At 68.5% G+C, this 19,362-nt stretch carries 22 protein-coding genes and 1 tRNA gene; 18 read left to right on the forward strand and 5 right to left on the reverse strand.

Annotation, left to right across the window (positions count from 1 at the left end; genetic code table 11):
• Position 1: 1 nt before the first annotated feature.
• From C6I20_RS13045 to C6I20_RS13080, 8 genes are all read left to right on the forward strand, one after another.
• The gene (locus C6I20_RS13045) at positions 2-343 is read left to right on the forward strand and encodes a TadE family protein (protein WP_118396525.1); all 342 of its coding nucleotides are present in this window, start codon (positions 2-4) and stop codon (positions 341-343) included.
• Positions 340-1,686 (forward strand): CpaF family protein, encoded by a 1,347-nt coding sequence (locus C6I20_RS13050; RefSeq protein ID WP_118396527.1) that lies wholly within the window; start codon positions 340-342, stop codon positions 1,684-1,686. The genes C6I20_RS13045 and C6I20_RS13050 overlap by 4 nt, the downstream gene beginning before the upstream one ends.
• A gap of 1 nt (position 1,687) precedes the next feature.
• Complete coding sequence (locus C6I20_RS13055) at positions 1,688-2,608, forward strand: type II secretion system F family protein (protein WP_118396529.1); 921 nt, start codon at positions 1,688-1,690, stop codon at positions 2,606-2,608.
• Positions 2,608-3,498: a type II secretion system F family protein gene (locus tag C6I20_RS13060; RefSeq protein ID WP_118396531.1), complete on the forward strand. Its 891-nt coding sequence runs from the start codon at positions 2,608-2,610 to the stop codon at positions 3,496-3,498. Before C6I20_RS13055 ends, C6I20_RS13060 begins: the two co-directional genes overlap by 1 nt.
• Complete coding sequence (locus C6I20_RS13065; RefSeq protein ID WP_118396534.1) at positions 3,491-4,630, forward strand: sensor histidine kinase; 1,140 nt, start codon at positions 3,491-3,493, stop codon at positions 4,628-4,630. The genes C6I20_RS13060 and C6I20_RS13065 overlap by 8 nt, the downstream gene beginning before the upstream one ends.
• Positions 4,627-5,277 carry a response regulator transcription factor gene (locus C6I20_RS13070; RefSeq protein ID WP_118396536.1) on the forward strand — a complete coding sequence of 217 codons (651 nt, stop codon included), beginning with the start codon at positions 4,627-4,629 and terminating at the stop codon, positions 5,275-5,277. Before C6I20_RS13065 ends, C6I20_RS13070 begins: the two co-directional genes overlap by 4 nt.
• 138 nt (positions 5,278-5,415) lie before the next feature.
• The gene (locus C6I20_RS13075) at positions 5,416-5,622 is read left to right on the forward strand and encodes a hypothetical protein (RefSeq protein ID WP_162891321.1); all 207 of its coding nucleotides are present in this window, start codon (positions 5,416-5,418) and stop codon (positions 5,620-5,622) included.
• Positions 5,622-6,281 carry a hypothetical protein gene (locus C6I20_RS13080; protein ID WP_118396540.1) on the forward strand — a complete coding sequence of 220 codons (660 nt, stop codon included), beginning with the start codon at positions 5,622-5,624 and terminating at the stop codon, positions 6,279-6,281. The genes C6I20_RS13075 and C6I20_RS13080 overlap by 1 nt, the downstream gene beginning before the upstream one ends.
• Before the next feature lie 5 nt (positions 6,282-6,286).
• Here C6I20_RS13080 and C6I20_RS13085 read toward each other — a convergent pair whose 3' ends face one another.
• Positions 6,287-6,613: a DUF192 domain-containing protein gene (locus C6I20_RS13085; protein WP_118396542.1), complete on the reverse strand. Its 327-nt coding sequence runs from the start codon at positions 6,611-6,613 to the stop codon at positions 6,287-6,289.
• A gap of 83 nt (positions 6,614-6,696) precedes the next feature.
• On the opposite strand from C6I20_RS13085, the gene C6I20_RS13090 reads away from it, so the two are divergent.
• The 6 genes from C6I20_RS13090 to C6I20_RS13115 all read left to right on the forward strand — a co-directional run bounded on the left by C6I20_RS13090 (position 6,697) and on the right by C6I20_RS13115 (position 10,842).
• Positions 6,697-7,299, forward strand: a complete 603-nt coding sequence (locus C6I20_RS13090) for a hypothetical protein (RefSeq protein ID WP_118396544.1) — start codon at positions 6,697-6,699, stop codon at positions 7,297-7,299.
• A complete protein-coding gene (locus C6I20_RS13095; protein ID WP_118396546.1) occupies positions 7,296-8,552 on the forward strand; it encodes a hypothetical protein in 1,257 nt (418 codons plus the stop codon). The genes C6I20_RS13090 and C6I20_RS13095 overlap by 4 nt, the downstream gene beginning before the upstream one ends.
• Positions 8,545-8,967, forward strand: a complete 423-nt coding sequence (locus tag C6I20_RS13100; RefSeq protein ID WP_162891322.1) for a DUF3592 domain-containing protein — start codon at positions 8,545-8,547, stop codon at positions 8,965-8,967. The genes C6I20_RS13095 and C6I20_RS13100 overlap by 8 nt, the downstream gene beginning before the upstream one ends.
• A 10-nt stretch (positions 8,968-8,977) precedes the next feature.
• The gene (locus C6I20_RS13105) at positions 8,978-9,391 is read left to right on the forward strand and encodes a hypothetical protein (protein ID WP_118396550.1); all 414 of its coding nucleotides are present in this window, start codon (positions 8,978-8,980) and stop codon (positions 9,389-9,391) included.
• A gap of 163 nt (positions 9,392-9,554) precedes the next feature.
• A complete protein-coding gene (locus C6I20_RS13110) occupies positions 9,555-9,848 on the forward strand; it encodes a hypothetical protein (RefSeq protein WP_118396552.1) in 294 nt (97 codons plus the stop codon).
• Positions 9,849-10,089: 241 nt separating this feature from the next.
• Positions 10,090-10,842: a flavodoxin family protein gene (locus tag C6I20_RS13115; RefSeq protein ID WP_118396554.1), complete on the forward strand. Its 753-nt coding sequence runs from the start codon at positions 10,090-10,092 to the stop codon at positions 10,840-10,842.
• A gap of 37 nt (positions 10,843-10,879) precedes the next feature.
• Here C6I20_RS13115 and C6I20_RS13120 read toward each other — a convergent pair.
• Positions 10,880-10,955: transfer RNA gene (locus tag C6I20_RS13120), tRNA-Thr, on the reverse strand.
• Between the two features lie 115 nt (positions 10,956-11,070).
• On the opposite strand from C6I20_RS13120, the gene C6I20_RS13125 reads away from it, so the two are divergent.
• Both C6I20_RS13125 and C6I20_RS13130 read left to right on the forward strand, forming a co-directional pair.
• Positions 11,071-12,249 (forward strand): alanine racemase, encoded by a 1,179-nt coding sequence (locus C6I20_RS13125; protein WP_118396556.1) that lies wholly within the window; start codon positions 11,071-11,073, stop codon positions 12,247-12,249.
• Complete coding sequence (locus tag C6I20_RS13130) at positions 12,246-13,541, forward strand: D-arabinono-1,4-lactone oxidase (protein WP_118396558.1); 1,296 nt, start codon at positions 12,246-12,248, stop codon at positions 13,539-13,541. The genes C6I20_RS13125 and C6I20_RS13130 overlap by 4 nt, the downstream gene beginning before the upstream one ends.
• 69 nt (positions 13,542-13,610) lie before the next feature.
• On the opposite strand, the gene rlmB is transcribed toward C6I20_RS13130, so the two are convergent.
• The gene (rlmB, locus tag C6I20_RS13135; protein ID WP_118396560.1) at positions 13,611-14,555 is read right to left on the reverse strand and encodes a 23S rRNA (guanosine(2251)-2'-O)-methyltransferase RlmB; all 945 of its coding nucleotides are present in this window, start codon (positions 14,553-14,555) and stop codon (positions 13,611-13,613) included.
• Position 14,556: 1 nt separating this feature from the next.
• Positions 14,557-15,969, reverse strand: a complete 1,413-nt coding sequence (cysS, locus tag C6I20_RS13140) for a cysteine--tRNA ligase (protein ID WP_118396562.1) — start codon at positions 15,967-15,969, stop codon at positions 14,557-14,559.
• Between the two features lie 104 nt (positions 15,970-16,073).
• Between cysS and C6I20_RS13145 the strand changes: the two genes are divergently transcribed.
• Positions 16,074-17,315, forward strand: a complete 1,242-nt coding sequence (locus tag C6I20_RS13145; protein ID WP_162891323.1) for a peptidase C39 family protein — start codon at positions 16,074-16,076, stop codon at positions 17,313-17,315.
• 3 nt (positions 17,316-17,318) lie between these two features.
• Here C6I20_RS13145 and C6I20_RS13150 read toward each other — a convergent pair whose 3' ends face one another.
• Positions 17,319-18,818, reverse strand: a complete 1,500-nt coding sequence (locus C6I20_RS13150; RefSeq protein WP_254052140.1) for a molybdopterin-dependent oxidoreductase — start codon at positions 18,816-18,818, stop codon at positions 17,319-17,321.
• Between the two features lie 56 nt (positions 18,819-18,874).
• Here C6I20_RS13150 and ispF point away from each other — a divergent pair, with 56 nt between their 5' ends.
• Positions 18,875-19,351, forward strand: a complete 477-nt coding sequence (gene ispF, locus C6I20_RS13155; protein ID WP_118396566.1) for a 2-C-methyl-D-erythritol 2,4-cyclodiphosphate synthase — start codon at positions 18,875-18,877, stop codon at positions 19,349-19,351.
• Positions 19,352-19,362: the final 11 nt, after the last annotated feature.

A 19,362-nucleotide genomic window follows, 5' to 3' on the forward strand; every position in this document is an offset into this window, starting at 1 on the left:
CATGCGGCGCGAACGCGGGACCTCCACGATCGAGATCATCGGCATCACCCCGCTGGTCGTGCTCGTCATGATCATTCTGGCCCAGACGGCGCTGGCTCTCTACGCGTCGACGTCGGCGCAGACCGGGGTGCGGATCGCGGCCCGCGCCTGGTCACAGGAGCCGGCCATGTCACCGGCAGGCGTGCACAGCACCATCAACGCCACCGTGCCGTCGTGGCTTCGTGTCGATGCCGGCGACGTCGTCCTGCGGGGACCGGGGCACTCCGTGACCGCGACGTTCGACGTGCCGGACATCATTCCGTTCGCCGATTTGCGGATCACCCGACGGACCGTGATGCCATGAAGGAGCGCGCCAGGTTCTCCTCGAGCTCGATTCGCACCTCCGACGGCGAGCAGAGTGCCGAGCTCTCCGCGATCGCCGAGGAGACCGACGACGCACTGGTCGCCGACTTCCGGGACCGGCTGCTGAACGAGATCGATCTCGCCGAGCTCTCCAAGCTCGAACTGCCCCAACGTCGAGCCCGCCTCGAGCGGGTCATGACTCATCTGGTCGCCTCGCACGGCCCCCTGCTGTCGTCACGGGAACGCACCGGCCTGATCCGCAGGGTGGTCGCCGAAGCGCTCGGCCTGGGCGTGCTCGAGCCTCTGCTGGCCGACGACGCGATCACCGAGATCATGGTCAACGGCCCCGATCTGATCTACGTCGAGCGCCTCGGCCGGGTCGAGCTCGCCAAGGAACGTTTCGTCAGCACCGAGCAGCTGCTGCAGACGATTGACCGCATCGTCTCGACGGTCAACCGACGGGTCGACGAGTCGAGTCCGATGGTGGATGCCCGCCTACGCACCGGCGAGCGCGTCAACGTCATTCTGCCGCCGTTGGCTCTGGACGGACCGATCGTGACGATCCGGAAGTTCCCGCGACCTTTCACGATGGAGCAGCTCGTGTCGGCCGGGACGCTCGACGAGCAGACTGCACAGGTCCTCGCGGCAGCGGTGCGCGCCAAGCTCAACATCATCGTGTCGGGCGGGACCGGCTCGGGCAAGACGACGTTGCTGAACTCGCTGTCGTCGTTCATCCCCGAGCGGGAACGGATCGTGACGATCGAGGATGCGGCCGAGCTGTCCTTGCAGCAGACCCACGTGATCAGGCTCGAGTCGCGCCCTGCCAACGTCGAGGGCAAGGGCCTGGTGTCGATCCGTGACCTCGTCCGCAACAGCCTGCGCATGCGGCCTGATCGCATCATCGTGGGAGAGGTCCGTGGCGGCGAGACGATGGACATGCTGTCGGCCATGAACACGGGCCACGAAGGCTCCCTCACGACGATCCACGCGAACAGTCCGGAGGAGGCGCTGAGTCGCGCCGAGACCCTGGCCAGCATGAGCGACCTCGACCTGCCGTTCGCGGCCGTGCAGGAGCAGGTCAACAACGCGATCGACATGATCGTGCAGCTCGACCGGGGGCCGGACGGCTCCCGGCGCGTCACCGACGTCGCGCTGATCTCGTCGAAGGGTCGCGAGGAGTACCGGCTGGAGCGGCTCACGACGTTCGTGGCCGACCCGATCGGAGCCGACCGGGTCGTTCGCGGGCGGCACGTGGCACGCCCGCTGCCCGACCACTTCGTCCGCCGGCTGATGCTGGCCGGCCAGAGCGTGGCGGCCGCCCCCATCTCGCAGGTCGAGCCCTGACGTGACGCCCACCCTGTTCGTGTCGTTTGCGACCCTCGTGCTGGTTCTGCTGGGCCTCTACCAGTTCTGGATCGACCTCGGCGAGAAGAGCCTCTACCTCCATGCGGCTCACGGAGATCCCGCGGCCGACGACACCCACCACGCCCGCGCCCCCATCGACCGGTGGGTCCTCCGGTCGCGGTGGGGAGCGGGCATACAGTCCTCAATCGACCTGCTCGGCTGGAGCACCCGTCCGAGCACCTTCGCAGCGATCGTCGCCGGGGTCTGCCTGACGGTCGGGCTCGTGATCGGCGCCCTGCTCTCCTGGCTGCTGGTGCCCGTCGGATTCTGGGTCGGCGCAGCCGTGGTGCGCAATCGCATCCGGGCGCTGCGCGAGAAGCGCAAGGAGGATTTCATCGCCCAGATGCCCCAGCTGGCGCGGGTCCTGTCGAACGCCTCGTCGGCTGGCCTCTCGATCCGCACCGCCGTGGCGATGGCCGCCGATGAGCTGGAGGAACCCGCGAGCACGGAGCTGCGGACCGTGGCTGACCAGATCAACGTGGGGGTGTCGCTGGAGACAGCGATGGCCAACATGGAGCAGCGGCTCCCCTCCCGCGAGCTCGGCATCCTGGTCAGCTCGCTGGTGGTCAGCTCGCGGTCCGGTGGCGCCCTGGTCTCGGCCCTGCGCGACATCGCCGAGACCCTGGAGACCCGCAAGGAGGTCCGCCGGGAGATCCGCACGACGTACGCCCAGACCGTCGCCACTGCGTACGCCGTCCTGAGCTTCGGCCTGGTCGCCTTGCTGCTGCTCGAGTCGCTGAACTCCGGGACCGTCGACGCCATGCTGCGCAACCCCATCGGCCAGGCGGCCCTCATCGGTTCCGCAGCGGTTTACGCCGGGGGGATCTGGATCGTCCGCCGGATGACCCGGGTGGAGGCGTGATGGCGCTGCTGTTCGGAATGGCCGTGCTCGCCACGTTCGCTGTCTTCGTGTTCGGGTGGCGCCTGGCCCGCGCGGATGCGCTCGAGGGATGGGACGTGGCGGACATCGCGCTGCTGCGCGACGAGGCCCAGCGCAAGCGCCGGGTCGGCATCCTGGAGCGGATCGCGCGTCGGACGTCCCCCCAGCTGGCGGTCGTGCTGGGACCGCGCATCATCGCCAACCTGCGTCGTCGCATCGACCTGGCCGGACGCCCCGACGGCATGACCGTCGACACCTTCTTGCAGCTGCTGGTCAAGTACATCATCGTGCTGGGCGGCGCCGGGGTCTACATGATGATCCTGGGCCGGCTGGTCTCGGCGCTGCTACTGGTGGCCGCCGGCGTCATCATGCCGCTGTCCCGACTGGCTGGAGCGCGCCGTCGTCGCCAGACCCAGATCGACGCCGATCTGCCTGACTTCCTCGACGTCCTCGCGGTCACGGTCGGCGCCGGCATCGGCTTCCGCTCAGCGATGGACCGGGTCAGCACCCGATTCACCGGCCCGCTCCGGGAGGAGCTGACCCTCACGCTGCACCAGCTCGACGTGGGCGTGCCGCGACGAAGCGCCTTCACCCAGCTGCGCGATCGGTGCGACACGGATGCCATGTCCTCGTTCGTGTCGGCCCTGTTGCAGGCCGAGGAGCTGGGCGCCCCACTCGGGGAGGCGCTCAACAGCATCGCCCGCGACAGCCGTCGCGAGGCGGCCCAGTCGGCCCGGCAGCGCGCCGCGCGCATGAATCCGCGAGTCACCTTGATCGTCTCGGTGATCCTCGTGCCGCCGACCCTGGTGCTGATCGGCGTCGGCATGTTCCTTGGTGCCGATATCGACTTCGGAAGTCTGCTCAATGGTTGACCAGACCCTGGTGACCCAGGTCGTGCGCTACGCATTCGTGATCCGTCTCGCGTCGCTGGTCTTCGTGGTCCTCGATCCTTCGGGGGTGGCCACGTCGCTCGTCGGCTACGTCGCGGTCCTGTTCATCACGGCGACCAGCGCGCTCGGGCTGTACGTCACGGGCCCCCTCACCCGTGTGGTCAACGCCCATCCCACGTTGTTGATCCTGGACGTGCTCGTGACATCGCTGATCGCCGCGACGATCGGCACCCAGAGCCCCATCGTGCTGTGCTCCATGAGCACCGCAGTGCTGATCGGAATCCTGCTCCCCCGGCACTATGTGGCACTGGTCCTGACGATCCTGGTCGGGGCATACGTCCTCACGACGGTCAGTCAGGTCACCGAGCCGAGCTTCATGACCGTGGTCCTGACGCCCGTGTCCTACGTCGCGATCTGCGTGCTCGGCTCGCTCACCCGCACCCTGCACGCCGCAGCGATGGCGGACCAGGCGAGTGCCCGCCGGTCCTCCGAGGACGCCGCCCGCGAGCGGGAGCGCGCACGACTGGCCAGGGAGATGCACGACTCGGTCGCCAAATCGCTCCACGGCATCGGGCTCGCTGCGGCCGCACTGCCCATGTGGGCGCGCAACCAACCCGACCAGCTTCCGCAACGGGCCCGCGAGCTCCAGGACGCTGCCGAGTCCGCCTCGATCGATGCCCGGGCCATCCTGATCGGCCTTCGCGCCGATCCGAGCGAGCTGTCGCTTGCGCAACGGCTCCGAGCCCTGACCGAAGACCTCACGATGGGCGGGGTCCGGACCAACCTGTCGGTGTCCGACACGGCAACGGTTGACGCCGACGTCGCGCGAGAGCTGACGGCCATCGTCGCGGAGGCCGTCGAGAACGTCCGCCGCCACAGCGAGGCCACACTCGTGGAGGTCTGCGTCGGCGACGAGACGGACGCGCTGGTGGTCTCGATCAAGGACAATGGCGTCGGCTTCGACCCGCAGGAGGTCCCCCGCGACCACTTCGGCCTCGTGGGCATCCGGGAACGCGCCGAGTCCGTCGGCGCCACGGCTGCCATCACGAGCGCGCCAGACACCGGTACCCACATCGTCGTACGCCTGGCCCACGACGCCCGGAGCCATCCGTGACCGGGCCCATCAAGGTCCTGATCATCGATGACAACCCCATCGTGCGTCTGGGCCTGCGCAACCTGCTCGACGTGCAGGACTCGATCACCGTCGTGGGCGAGGCCGACAACGGTGACGACGGCGTGCGGCTCAATCTGGAGCTGCTGCCGGACGTCGTCCTGTGCGACGTCCGGATGCCGGGGCTCGACGGGGTCGGAGCGGCCGAGCAGATGGCTCCCACGTCCCATGTCGTGATGCTGACCTACACCGACGACGTCGACACGATCCGCGCCACGATCGCCGCCGGCGCCAAGGGTTACCTGGTGCACGGCGCCCACCAGCCGGACGAGATCATCGCGGCGGTCGTGACAGCGGCCAGCGGCTCGTCGGTGCTCGGCCCGGCCGCTGCACGGGCCCTGCTGTCGGGATCGCTGGCTCCACCCCGCGCGGTCGACCATCGCGTCCGCGGGCTCACCGACCGTGAGGGCGAGGTCATGGATTTCGTGGCCCGCGGACTCGGCAACCGCGATATCGCCAAGGCCTGCTTCCTGGCCGAGAAGACGGTCAAGAACCACATCAACAACATCTTTGCCAAGCTCGGCGTATCCACCCGGGCCGAGGCGATCAGTCTCTGGCTCGGCGCCACCGGGACCCAGCCCGGCGCCTGACAAGTCAGGCCCGGCGTGGGCCCTCGGGCCCATGAAATGTGCGACCCGGGCGACCTACGTTCATGGGGTCGGACACACGACAAGGCGCAGGACCGTCCGGCATCCACGTCACCCGCAGCCGCTTCCAAGGAGAACACCATGCAGAACCTCGCACTCAAGTTCCTGGCCATGACGATTTCCGCCATGCACGCCCCCAAGGACGAAAAGGGTCAGGGCACGATCGAGTACCTCGGTGCGATCATCGTCGCCGTCGTGATCATCATCGCCACGATCGATGCCGTCGGAAACCTCGGCATCGGTGAAGCCATCGCCAAGCAGGTCGAGACGATCACCAGCAAGGCCTGATGTTCCCCGCCACCACGGCGCGGGAGGAGCGCGGCGCCGCCGCGCTCCTCCTTGTCGTCTCCGGAATCGTCGCAGGCCTGATGGTGCTGACCCTGTGGGCACTGCCCATCGCCGGCGCATCGTCACAGCAGGCCAAGACCCAGTCTGCGGCCGACGCCGCTGCGCTGGCCGGAGCCGACGCCGTCGTGGGTGGGCTCGCCGACACGCTCAAGGGGTTGAGCTCATGGAACGGCTCCTACTCGGCGCTCGGCACCACCAGCGGCGCCGAACGGGCCGCGGTGTACGCCGATCAGAACGGCGCAACCCTGATCTCCTACGCCGGCCCGCCCACGACTCCCGGATGGACCACCCGCGCCGGCGTCCGCCGCATCGTCGACGGCCAGGTCTACGAGTCCAGGGCCTCGGCCCGCCTCGACCTGCCATCGTGCTCGACCGAAGAGGTGGAGCCACCGCCGACCGACGAAGTGGATCCGCCACCGACCGACGAGGGCGAGGAGCCCGAGGAAGGCGACGAGCCTCCACCACCACCCGACTCCACGGTCAGCTGCGAGGGACTGCCGGCGTTCACGATCGTCGAGGGTGACCTCAGCCTCTCGACCGGCTGGGCTGGCTTTGTCGATGCGCTGCTCGGCGGCTCACACGCGAAGCTCACCGGATGAGCGCGTCATTGCGCGGCGAGCACGGCACCGGGCGCCACGCCCCAGCGCCGAAAAGCTCCTGCCTCGGCCTCGAGCACCGATCGGGATCGACGCCGCATCGCGCCGAGTCGTCGGGGTGGCATGGTCTGCACGTGCAGCACTCGACCGTCTCGGTCGACCAACGCCACATCGATCGCGAACCGCATGCCCATCGTGTGGACGTGCCGGCACGGCATCAGCCAGATCGCTCCGTCGAGGCCATCACGGCCCAACAGCCCCTTGCGGCGAGTGCCGTAGCTGTCGGCCATCTCGACAGCACCGACTGGTCGACCATCCACCGTCAGCACGCGCATGTCGCCATCGTAGGCATCCGCGCGCCCGGCTTCCGGCTCGACCCTCCCGCCCACCGACCTTCACCCCACCGCCAGGAGATCCCATGAACATCGGCATGCCGGCCCGTCGCCTTCTCGTCGCTCTCGCCCTCCCCGTCGCGCTCCTCGCTGCGTGTTCGGACGGAGGCCAGAGCGTGCCAGACGACCAGCGACTCAAGCCCGCAGGCGCCCCGACGGGGTGGCAGGCGTCCGATCTGGACCTAGTGAGCATTGCCGCGCCACCCACGTGGAAGCGGGCGGCGGCCACGACTCCCGAAGCCGGAACCACGATCACGACCTGGAGCACGCCTCCGGTCGACGGGAAGTCCACCAGCGGCATGGAAGTACGCGAGATCACGTCGCCGAACAACGACGCGGCGACCGCGGCCAAGGCCCTCGGCGTCAACGCCATGACCACGATGCAGGGTGGCAAGCCGGACCCGAAGGAGATCGTCTGGCCGGAGGCGGTCAACGCGTGGATCCTGACCAACGACATCACCGTCGGCCCCACCGCCGAGGAGCGCGACAAGTTCGCCAGCGTGTCATTCGTGGCGGACCTCGCCGACGGCCGTCAGGTCCAGGTCCTCGCCTTCAACAAGAAGGGCCTCGATGACGCCCTGCTGCTGAAGGTGCTCAGCACCGTGGAGCTCGTGCAGGTCGACCAATGATCGCCAGTCGGCGCGACGATCGCGGGCAGGGCAGCGTCGAGCACTTGGGCGCGATCGTGATCTCGGTGGCCATCATCTTGGCCCTGCTCGCCGCAATGATCGCCGCCAACCCTCAGATCGGCGAGGCCATCGCCTATCAGGTCTGCAAGGTCGTCCACGTCGCCGGCGGCCCCGACTGCACCGCACCCGACGCCCCCCCCTCGGCCGAGGACAGAATCCCTCAGGACCCGTGCCTGGAGGGCAGCGACAACGTCAACGCGTCCGCGCAGCTCTCGGTCGTCGTCACGATTCGCAAAGGATGGATCTATCTGACCGAGGAGATGTCCGACGGCACCTTCCGCGTCACCCGAGTGCGAGAGAACTCCATCGGCACCGGCTTCGGTCCGGGCTTCGACGCAAGCGTCACCATCGACGGCAAGAAGTACGGCATCGTCGGCAACGTCTCGGCCGATGCGTTGATCGCCGGCAACATGGGCTCGACCTGGTACGCCGGCTCGCAGAGCGAAGCCGAACAGATCATCAACGACAGCCTCAAGGAGGAAGCCGTCGACACCACGATCGGCAGCCCTCCGCTGATCGGGGGACTCCTCAGTGGTGCGGTCAAGCACTTCACCGGTCAGCCACCGAAGCCCGATGAGACATACGTCGAGGGCGGGGTGCAGGTCAGCGGCCAGGCCGCCGTCTCGAACGTCCTGTTCGGGGGTCAGGTGGATGCCAGCCTGGAAGGCTACGCGGGCTTCAAGGAGGGCCCGGACGGCTACACGGTCTACATCAAGGGCAACACCAGCGCGAGCATGTCGATCGGCGGTGTCTGGGGCCCGGCGGAGGACCCCGCCGCCGGTGCGGAGTTCGTCTACGAAGCCCACTACGACAAGAACTGGGAACCGGAGGGACTCACCATGACGACGGCGACCTACGCCGACTCCAGCGGGTACGACGAAGGCGACACCCGCGTCGTCACCGAGCACGTGTTCACTGTGCCGGTCACCGACGACGCATCCCGCGAGCTGTTCGACGACGCCCTGATCAACCCGCTGGCGTTCTTCGACGTCAGCGAGGAGGCAAAGCGCAGTGGCTACTATGCGAAGAACACCTACGACGTGGACGAGAACACGTATGGAGGCACCCTGGACGGCAAGCTCATCGGTGAGTACGGCGGCGGGGTCGAGGGAGGCACCGTGACGCAGGACTTGACCGATGCCCAGTACTGGGACGGCGCCGGCTTCTCGGACAGGCCGGACTGCCTTGTCTGATCTCGTCGCCGTCGGGCTGTCGATCCTCGGTGGAGGTGCCGTCGTCGCCACGGTCTTCTTCCTGGTCGCCTGGTCCCGGACCTCGATGGCCCGGGGATGGACAGCGACGACAGGCGTCGTCATCGACCGGCGAACCGGACGGGCCGAAGGCGGCATCCCCGCGCAGCACCCCACCTTCCAGTGGCAGGACGCTGACGGCAACCTCCACCAGGAGACGTCATCCATGAAGCAGTCCCTCGGCCCGGCCCCGGGCACCCGCGTCCCTGTCCTCTACGACCCCGCACACCCTTCCCGCGCCGTCATCAACACCTACGTGCAGAGCGGGCGGCTCTTCTGGGCGCTGGGATTCCTCGTCCTTGCTCTGGGCATCCTGATCGGCGGCTTCCTGTTGCTCGGCGCCGCGCGCATGAACTGAAAGGCACGACATGAGACCCACCATCCTGATCGGATCGGCAGTCACCTCCGCGCTGCTCGCGCTCGTCGCCGCGGTTGTCGGTGGCATCGTGGCCGGCAACCAGGTGTCCGTCACCCCGGGCGTCATCACCCGCACCGTGTTGGTCGTCGTGGCCCTCGCGGTCACGGCGGCGATCTGGGGCAGCCGGATGGGGCCCACCGACCGGGCCGAGTCGCTGGTCGCAGGTCTGTCGCTCGGCTGGTTCCTCGACCTGGCCAATTGGGACGGGCACGGGGTCATCGGTCAGCTCTTCACCTCGTCCGACCTCGCCGCCGCGATGATCGACCTGATCGTCTGGTCCGCGGTTTCCCTCGGCCTCGTGGCCCTACTCGCCAGGCGGCCGCAGGCACCTGCCAACCCGATCCGCAGCGGTCAGCGCTACTGAGGCGGCCGGCATCCTCGGGGCGGATCTTCGGCGCACGACACCCGGCGCCCTGGAATTCCCGGGTGCGATCACCGGGTTGCTGATGCAGCAGCCAGGGGACCACGGACGATCCGCCGCATCTATGCTGGCGCCGCAGAACCACGCACCTCGGCCAGGAGTCCAGATGCCAGACGACGCGGAGCATCCCGCCACCGCAGGCCCAGATCCCTCGCACCTGTCGTGGTCGCGCCATCGGCAACTGGTCGCGCTGCTGCTCCAGGGCGCGACATGGAGGGTCTCGTCACGGGCGTCCCTCCTCGTCGGCACCCTGCTGACCGCCGTCAACCAGGGCGACCAGATCGTCGGCGGCACGATCGGCTGGGTGGGTGGCGCGCGGATCGCGGCGAACTACGCGATCCCCTACATGGTCGCTGGGGTGGGGTTCCTCAGCGGCTACCGCACCGCAGCGACCCGCTGAGACCGACGCGCGAGATCGCCACTACCGGATCCACCCGAAGCTGGGCACGACCTCACGCGGCCAGCTGAGCGTCACACTCGACGATGTCGGGCTTCGGGATGATCAGGCGGTGGTCACCGGGTTCCCTGACAGATCGATCCCCCGTTGCCCATCCCGTCGGACCTCGACGGCCTCGCCCTTGGACCCGCGGCTGCGTCGAACACACCCATGCCCACCCGCCCAACAGAACCGGAGAAACACCATGCTGCCCGCCCACGTAGAAGCTTTCATCGATGCCGAGATCACCGCCAGCACGACCGACTTCAGCGACCTGCGCGCGGTGATCCTGAACGGAACGCTGAAGCCGTCCCCAGCCCCGAGCCACACCGACGGCCTGATCGACGTGTCCGCCCGGGTGCTCCGCGGAGTCGGAGCGCGCGTCGACACCATCAGGATCGTCGACCACACCATCCCGCCGGGTGTTTACCCCGACATGCGCGAGCAGGGCTGGGCCACCGATGAGTTCCCCGACCTCTATCGGGACCTGATCGAGCCTGCCGACATCGTCGTGCTCGCGACGCCCATCTGGCTCGGCGACCAGTCCTCGATGACGCGCCTCGTGATCGAGCGTCTCTACGGCTGGTCAGGCGACCTGAACGCCGCAGGCCAATGGTCCTACTACGGCAAGGTCGGCGGTGTGCTGGTCACCGGCAACGAGGACGGCGGCAAGCACTGCGCCGCCCAGATGCTGTACGCCCTCTCCCACATCGGATTCACCATCCCGCCGCAGGCCGACGCCTACTGGGTCGGTGAAGCCGGGCCGGGCCCCTCGTACCTCGACGACGATCGCGGCGCGCAGAACCACTGGACCACCCGCAACACGGTCTTCGCGGCGTGGAACATGCTCCACACGGCGCGCCGCCTCAAGGACCAGGACGGCCTTCCCGCGCACGGCAACGTCACGGCCAACTGGGACCTCAGCAATCCCACGCACCCCACCCCCGAGTACCGCTGACGTCGGCACCGGTGCCGACGGGCGACCCGTCGAGCACTGGAGCCTCCGACAGGATTCGAACCCGCGACATCCTCATTACAAGTGAGGCGCTCTACCAACTGAGCTACAGAGGCGTACGGGCCGTGGCCCGGCTCCCATCGTAGTGGGTGCCGGGCGAGGAGCTCGAGACACCCGCGCCGGCCCGCGCCGGTGAGCGTGTGCCGCTGCGTGTTGCGACATACTGACGCGGTGACAGATCTCGCCAACACCGAATCGTATGCCCGACTGCTCACCGCGACTCGCGACCTGGAGACGCCGTTCGCGGTGATCGACGAGCAGGCGTTGTGGGCCAACGCCGATGATCTCGTGCGGCGCGCGAACGGGGTGCCGATCCGGGTCGCCAGCAAGTCCGTGCGGGTGCGCTCGATCATCACCGGCACGCTGGCCCGTGCCGGCTTCGCCGGCGTCATGTCCTACTCGCTGGCCGAGTCCAACTGGCTCGTCGACAACGGTGTCGACGACATCTTGCTCGCCTATCCGACGACGAGCCGCTCGGCACTGGACTATCTGGTCGCCGACGAGCGCCGGCTGGCCCAGATCACCGTCATGGTCGACAGCACCGAGTCGCTGGACCACATCGACCGGCTGCTCGGCGTGGGCCACCCCGCAATCCGGGTCTGCATCGACGTCGACGCCTCGCTCAAGATCGGACCCGCCCACCTGGGAGTACGCCGGTCGCCCGTCCACAGCGCCGAGCAGGCCGGCGCGCTGGCTGCGGCCATCGTGGCGCGGCCCGGATTCGACCTGGTCGGAGTCATGTTCTACGACGCACAGATCGCGGGCCTGCCGGACTCCTCGGCGGCGGTCCGCCTGGTCAAGAAGCGCTCGGCGGCCGATCTGATGGTGCGCCGGTCCCAGGTTGTGGCGGCGGTCTCGGACCATGCGACGCTCCAGATCGTCAATGCGGGCGGCACCGGCAGTCTCGAGGTCACCGGTGCAGATCCCGCGATCACCGAGCTGACCGCCGGCTCCGGCCTGTTCTCGCCGACCCTGTTCGACGGCTACGACGCCTTCGAGTCGCGTCCTGCCGCGTTTTTCGTGCTCTCGGTCGCCCGCAAGCCCGCGCCCGACATCGCGACGCTGTTCGGCGGCGGCTACATCGCGTCGGGGCCGACCAACAAGAACCGTCAGCCGGCTCCCGTCTGGCCCGCTGGTCTCAAACCGATCGGCACCGAGGGCGCCGGTGAGGTGCAGAGCCCGGTCAAGGGCGATGCCGCGCGGGCACTGAGCATCGGTGACCGGGTCGTGATGCGGCATGCCAAGGCCGGCGAGATGTGTGAACGCTTCGACGAGGTCGTGATCGTCACCGCAGGTGGCGGGGCGACACGCATACCCACGTATCGCGGAGAGGGCAAGAACTTCGGATGAGCCATACCTGGACCAATTGGGGCCGCAGCGAGCAGAGCCACCCCGCGCGCATCGCGTACCCCGGATCGACCGCCGAGGTCTCCCGGCTGGTGCGCGAGGCCGTGGCGGCGGGGACCACGATCAAGGCGATCGGCGCAGGCCACTCGTTCACCGCGATCGGGGCTACCGACGGGATCCTGCTCCGGCTGGACCGGATGAACCGCATCCTCGCCCGCGACTCGACCACTGGACGGGTCCGAGTCGAGGCCGGCATCTCGCTGCACGACCTCAACCCCCAGCTCAAGGCCATGGGCCTGGCCCTGCCGAACCTCGGCGACGTCGATCCGCAGTCGGTCGCCGGGGCGATCTCGACCGGCACCCACGGCACGGGAGGAAAGCTGCTCGGTATCTCGGCAGCGGTCGTGGGCGTCCAACTCGTCACAGGTGACGGCGAGGTCCTCGACATCGACGAGCGCCACCCGTGGTTCGGCGCTTCCCGCGTCACGCTGGGGGCGCTCGGCATCGTGACCGAGGTGACGCTGCAGTGCGTGCCGGCCTTCCTGCTGCACGCCCGCGAGGCACCCATGGCGCTGCCCGAGCTGCTCCAGCAGGTCGACTCGCTGGTCGCGGACAACGACCACTTCGAGTTCTACTGGTTCCCGCACACCGAGAAGGCCCTGACTAAAGCCAACAACCGGGTCCCGGACGGCACGCCACGCAAGCCGGTCGGCCGCTTCCGGCACTGGCTGGACGATGAGTTCCTCAGCAACACCGCGTTCGATGGCATCAACCGGGTCATGACCCGCAAGCCCTCATGGATCCCGCGGGTCAACGGGTTCGCCGGCTCGGTGCTGGGTGCCCGGGAGTACGTCGACGACTCCTACAACGTGTTCGTGTCGCCGCGCACGGTCCGGTTCCGCGAGTCCGAGTTTGCGATGCCGCGCGAAGCCCTGCCCTCGGTGCTGCGCGAGCTCGGCCAATGGTTCGGCGCCGGCCACGAGAATGTGTCGTTCCCGATCGAGGTCAGGTTCACGGCCGCCGATGACGTGTGGATGTCGACCGGCCACGAGCGGGACAACTGCTACGTCGCGGTGCACCAGTACTGGCGCACCGACTACACGTCGTACTTCGCCGCAGCGCAGGACATCTTCACCGCGCACGGTGGACGGCCGCACTGGGGCAAGATCCATACCCTCGACGCGGGCTACTTCTCGCAGGCCTACTCACGGTTCGACGAGTTCGTGCAGGTCCGCGACGAGCTGGACCCCGCAAGGACGTTCAGCAATGCCTACCTGGGCCGCGTGCTGGGCTGACCGACCCCCGGATGTGGAGAACCCGCACCACGACGTACATGGTGCGGGTTCAGCCAGGGCTGGTCGCAATCAGCCGCGGATCTGGGCGATCGCGTAGAGAGCGATGCCGGCGGCGACACCGGCATTGAGCGACTCCAGGCCCGTGCTCATCGGGATCGAGACGATCTCGTCGCACGTCTCGCCGACCAGCCGGGACAGTCCCTTGCCCTCACTGCCGATCACGACGACCACCGGACCATCGACCATCTGCGACTGCGCGATGTCAACGGCACCATCGGCGGCCAGGCCGATGACCATGCAGCCTTCTTCCTGGAACTGCTTGAGCGTGCGGGTCAGGTTGGTGACCCGCGCGACCGGCACCCGGGCCGCTGCCCCGGCTGAGGTCTTCCAGGCTGCCGCGGTGATCTGGGCAGCCCGACGCTCGGGGATGACGACGCCGTGCGCGCCGAAACCAGAGGCCGAACGGATGATCGCACCGAGGTTGCGGGGATCAGTCACACCATCGAGCACGACGATCAGCGCCGGCTCGTCGCGATCGGCGGCGAAGTCGAGCAGGTCCTGCGGGTTGGCGTACTCGTAGGCGTTGATCTTCGCCGCGATGCCCTGGTGCACGGCGCCACCCGTGAGCTTGTCGAGCTCGATCCGGCCGATCTCGAGCAGGCTGACGTGCTGCTCGGCGGCGAGCTTGAAGATCTCGCGCACCTTCTCGTCACGATCGGTGCCCTCGGCGACGTACAACGCGTGCACCGGCACGGTGGCCTTGAGCAGCTCGAGCACCGAGTTGCGTCCGGCGACCCACTCGGCAGCGTCGCCCACCTTGCGCTTGGGCCGAGCCGCCTCGCGCTTCTGGGTCGCGTTCTTCATCTTGTAGATCTTGTGGTTCGGACGATCCTCCGCACGCGGGGTCGGGCCTCTGCCCTCGAGACCCTGGCGGCGGCGACCGCCCGATCCGGCGGTGGGGTTGCCCTTGCCGGTCTTCTTGATAGCGCCCTTGCGCTTGCTGTTTCCTGGCATGTCAGTTGTCGCCCTTCACGGACCATCTCGCGCCCTGCGGAGTGTCCTCGATCTCGATGCCGGCAGCCGTGAGCTGGTCGCGGACCCGGTCCGCGGCAGCGAAGTCCTTGCTGGCTCGCGCCTCCTGGCGCTGCTCCAGCAGCCCACCCACGAGGGAGTCGATCACCTGCGCGTACGCCGCATCGTCACCCCCACGGTCCCACGTCGGGGACAGTGGGTCCAAACCGAGCACGTCCAGCATCGCCCGTACGCTCGCCAAGACCCCTCGCAACGCCGCACTGTCGCCCTCGGACAGGAGCTTGTTGCCCTCGGACAGGACGGCCTGCACTGCTGCCAGCGCGGCCGGGACGGAGAGGTCGTCGTCCATCGCCGCAACGAAGTCGGCGCACGGGATGCCGAGCTCGCCGGGGCCGACCAGCTCGGCAGCGCGACGCACGAAGCCCTCGATCCGCTGGAACGCCGTCGCGGCCTCGGCGAGCGACTCCTCGGAGAACTCGACGATCGATCGGTAGTGCGAGGCGGCGAGGTAGTAGCGCAAGTCGATCGGACGGACCCGCTTGACGACCTCGCTGACCAGCAACGTGTTGCCGACCGACTTGGACATCTTGGAGCCGGCCAGGTTGAGCATCGCGTTGTGCATCCAGACCCGAGCGAACTTCTGCCCCCCGGCTCGCGACTGCGCCAGCTCGTTCTCGTGGTGGGGGAAGCGCAGGTCCAACCCGCCCCCGTGGATGTCGAACTCGTCGCCGAGGAACTTCGAGGCCATCGCCGAGCACTCCAGGTGCCAACCCGGACGCCCCCGGCCCCACGGCGTGGGCCATGAAGCCGACGCCGGATCGCCGGGCTTGCTGCCCTTCCACAGGGCGAAGTCGCGGGCATCGCGCTTGCCCTCCGGAGGTGCGTCCTCGGCCGCCTGCATGTCGTCGATCTTCTGGTTGGACAGCACGCCGTACTCGGGCCAGGACCGCACGTCGAAGTACACATCCCCCGAGCCGTCCGAGGCGGCGTACGCGTGCCCCCGCTCGATCAGCGTCTGCATCATCTCGATCATCTCGGGCACGACCCCGGTCGCGCGGGGCTCGTAGGTCGGCGGCACGCAGCCCAGCACCTCGTACGCAGCATGCAGGGCCCGCTCGTTCTCGTAGGCCACGGCGAACCACGGTCGACCCTGCTCAAGGCCCTTGGCGAGAATCTTGTCGTCGATGTCGGTCACATTCGCGACGATCGTGACGTCGAAGCCGGTCCGCTCGAGCCAGCGGCGCAGGACGTCGAACACGACCTCCTTGCGGATGTGGCCGATGTGCGGAGGGCCTTGCACCGTGAGGCCGCAGTGGTAGATCGAGACCCGTCCGGGGTGCACCGGGACGAGTTCGCTGATCTGCCTGGACGCAGTGTCATAGAGCTGGAATGCCACGGGCCAACCCTATCGGCTCCACGCAGCGCTTCCGCCCGCCCACGCTAGCGATCTCCTCAGTCACATCCGCCCCATCTGCCCCATCCCTGACCTACGATGTGTCGATGCGCACACTTCCCCGGCTTCTGCTCGCCGCTGCGCTCGGCCTCGCCTTCCTGCCCGCCACCCCGGCGTCCGCAGCAAGCTCGGACCGGGCCGCCTTCGCCCGTTGGACCAGCACCTCGGACTTCGCCCGCGGCACGTCCACCGGCTTGGCCGCCAAATCCGGTGCGGTGACGCTGGGTTCGGGCACGTCCATCACCTCGTACGACGACCCCCGGGTCAACGGCGGCTCCCACCGGTACGACCTCGGCGACTGGGTCTCACCGTGGCAGAGCACCGGATTCCCGGCGCGAACGCTGATCCCCTCGTGGAGCATCGGCACACCCAATGGCACCTGGGCGCGTATCGAAGTGCGGGTCCGCAGCGGATCGACGATCGGCAGCTGGGACACCATCGCCCGTTACGCGGCCGGCACCACCGATGTCAGGCGGACGTCCTACCCCACCCAGAGCGACGACCTGGCCAAGCTCTCGACCGACACGATCATCGCCAACAGCGGCAAGACGTTCGATGGCTGGCAGATCCGTATCAAGCTGATGCGACGGGTCGGCGACCGCGACAAGCCGACGCTGTACGCCGTCAACGGCATCGCCTCCAACTACGAGGCCCGCACGATCGCCACGAGCACGACGACTATGAGCTCAACCACGGAGCTCGACGTTCCACGCTCTTCGCAGATGATCCATAGCGGCGAGTACCCCAAGTGGGGCGGCGGCGGCGAGGCCTGGTGCTCGCCGACCTCAACCTCGATGGTCATGCGCTACTACAACCGCGGACCGAGCGCCAAGTCCTACTCGTGGACCAGGTATGCCGACGGGTTCGTCGACCATGCGGCTCGCTATACGTTCGACTACCGGTACGACGGCACCGGCAACTGGCCGCTCAACACCGCGTACGCCGCCCGGTACTCGCTCGACACCTTTGTGACCCGGCTTGACTCGCTGCGCGAGGCCGAGGCGTTCATCAAGGCCGGCATCCCGCTGGTCGCCTCCGTCGCCTACGGCAAGGGCGGCCTGACCGGCGCCCCTATCTCGTCGACACCGGGACACTTGTTGGTGATCACCGGGTTCACGACCAGCGGGCGGGTCATCGCCAACGATCCGGCGGCGTGGTCGAACTCCTCGGTCCGTCGGATCTACTCCCGGTCCCAGTTCGAGAAGGCCTGGCTGCAGGGTAGTGGTGGCGTCGTATACGTCATCCGGACCAAGAGTGATCCGCTCCCAAAGGACACCGCGCGCTGGTGAGGCTCAGCCCACCGTCACGCTGACACCGGGATAGCCCGTCGCGCCATCGGGGAGGACATCGGCGCGCGCGCTGGTCTGCGGCTCCCCGTCGGCATTCGTCGCGCGTGCCTCGATCGTGTGATCGCCGGCCGTTGCATCCCAGTCGTACGTCCACTGGACCCACGTGTCGACGTTGGGCACCTCCGCGAGCTTCGCCTTCTGCCACGGCCCTTCGTCGACCCGCACCTCGACGCCCGAGATGCCCACGCCCTGGGCCCAGGCGACGCCGGCGACCGTGGTCGTGCCGACGTCCGCGATCCCGCCACGCGGCACGTCGATGCGCGACTCGGTCTTGACCGGCCCCCGCTCGCCCCAGCCACGCTGCGTCCAGTACGCCTCGAAGTCCGCGAAGCGAGTCACCTCCCAGTCCACGACCCACTTGGTCGCCGACACGTAGCCGTACAGTCCGGGAACAACCTGCCGGACCGGGAAGCCGTGCGGGATCGGCAGCGGCTCGCCATTCATCGTCAGCGCCAGCAGGGCGTTGCGACCGTCGGTCAGCGCCTCCAGCGGAGTGCCGCACGTCCACCCGTCGTCAGACGTCGACAGCAGGGCGTCCGCGCCGGACTGGATACCGACCTCGTCGAGAATCGCCTTGATCGACACGCCGCCCCAGACGGTGTTGCCGATCAGGTCACCGCCGACGGGGTTGGAGACGCAGCAGATCGTGATCCAGGCGTCCTCGAGGCCACGGTCGAGCAGATCCTGGTACGTCAGAGTCAGCTCCTTGTCGACCAGACCGTGGATGCGCAAGGACCACTCGGCCGGATCGATCAGGGGTGGCGACAGAGCAGTGTCGATGCGATAGAAGTCGCGGTTGGTCGTCAGCCACGGGTCTTGATCAGGAATCTCGAAATCGGTACCCACCGGCGAGGCGGACGTGCGACTCGGCAGCTTGAGCGAGGCGCGGGCGCGTTCGACCGCCTCGCGGCGACGGTGTCGCGACGCGAGGACCTGCCCGGCGGCCCCGATGAACACCGTCGCGACGGTGATGATCGCGAAGGTCCTGAGGAACGATCGGCGGGCCAGGTCCGCCTGCTGGTGGTCGCGCTCCTGCAGCAGGAGTTCCAGCACCCCCAGCACGACCACACCGGCCGCCAGGCTGGTGAAGACTCCCGCAGCACCGCCGTAGGGGCGGGACAGGACCGCCGCCGAGGTCAGCCCGACCAGCAGGGTCACGAGCCCGAAGGCCCAGACCCGATGGGTCAACCACCAGCCTCCGACGACTGCGCCGAGAGCGATGATCGCGAGCACGACACTGCCGATCGCGAGCGGCTTGTCGGCCTGGCCGACCACGCCGATGATCGCTTCGGCGAGCGGGCCGGGCGTCAGCCGGATGACCGACTGACCGACCGCCAGCACAGGCGACTCGCGCAGACTCAGCAGCGCGGCCAGGGCCTCGCTGGCAGCGATGGCCGCGGCTGCGGCCAGGACGCCGCTGGCGATGTTTCGTCGAGAGGTCACGATCCCATCCTCCCGTGGACGGTCCAGGTCCGCCGGACGTACGGCATGATCAACCTGTGACATCCGCGCGCATAGGCATAGGGACCGACGTCCACCGGCTCGTGCCCGGACGAGCCATGTGGCTCGCCGGTCTGGAATGGCCGGACGAGGAGCAGGGGCTCGAGGGGCACTCCGACGGCGACTGCGCGGCGCACGCGATCGTCGACGCCACCCTGGGCGCGGTCGGGCTCGGCGACATCGGCAGCCACTTCGGCACCGGTGATCCCGAGTGGGCCGGCGCTTCGGGGGTCGACTTCCTCGAGGAGACCGCCCGACGACTGCGCGACCGAGGCTGGATCGTCGGCAACGTGTCGGTGCAGATCATCGGCAACAGCCCCAAGATCGGACGCCGCCGCGAACAGGCTCAACGCGTCCTGAGCGACGCGATCGGTGGACCGGTCGGCGTCACGGCCACGACGACCGACGGCCTGGGCCTCACCGGCCGAGGCGAGGGCATCGCCGCGATCGCCACGGCGCTGGTCCTCCCCCGCTGACCCGACGGGCG

Origin of the sequence: Aeromicrobium sp. A1-2, assembly GCF_003443875.1 — a bacterium.
Taxonomy (GTDB): domain Bacteria; phylum Actinomycetota; class Actinomycetes; order Propionibacteriales; family Nocardioidaceae; genus Aeromicrobium.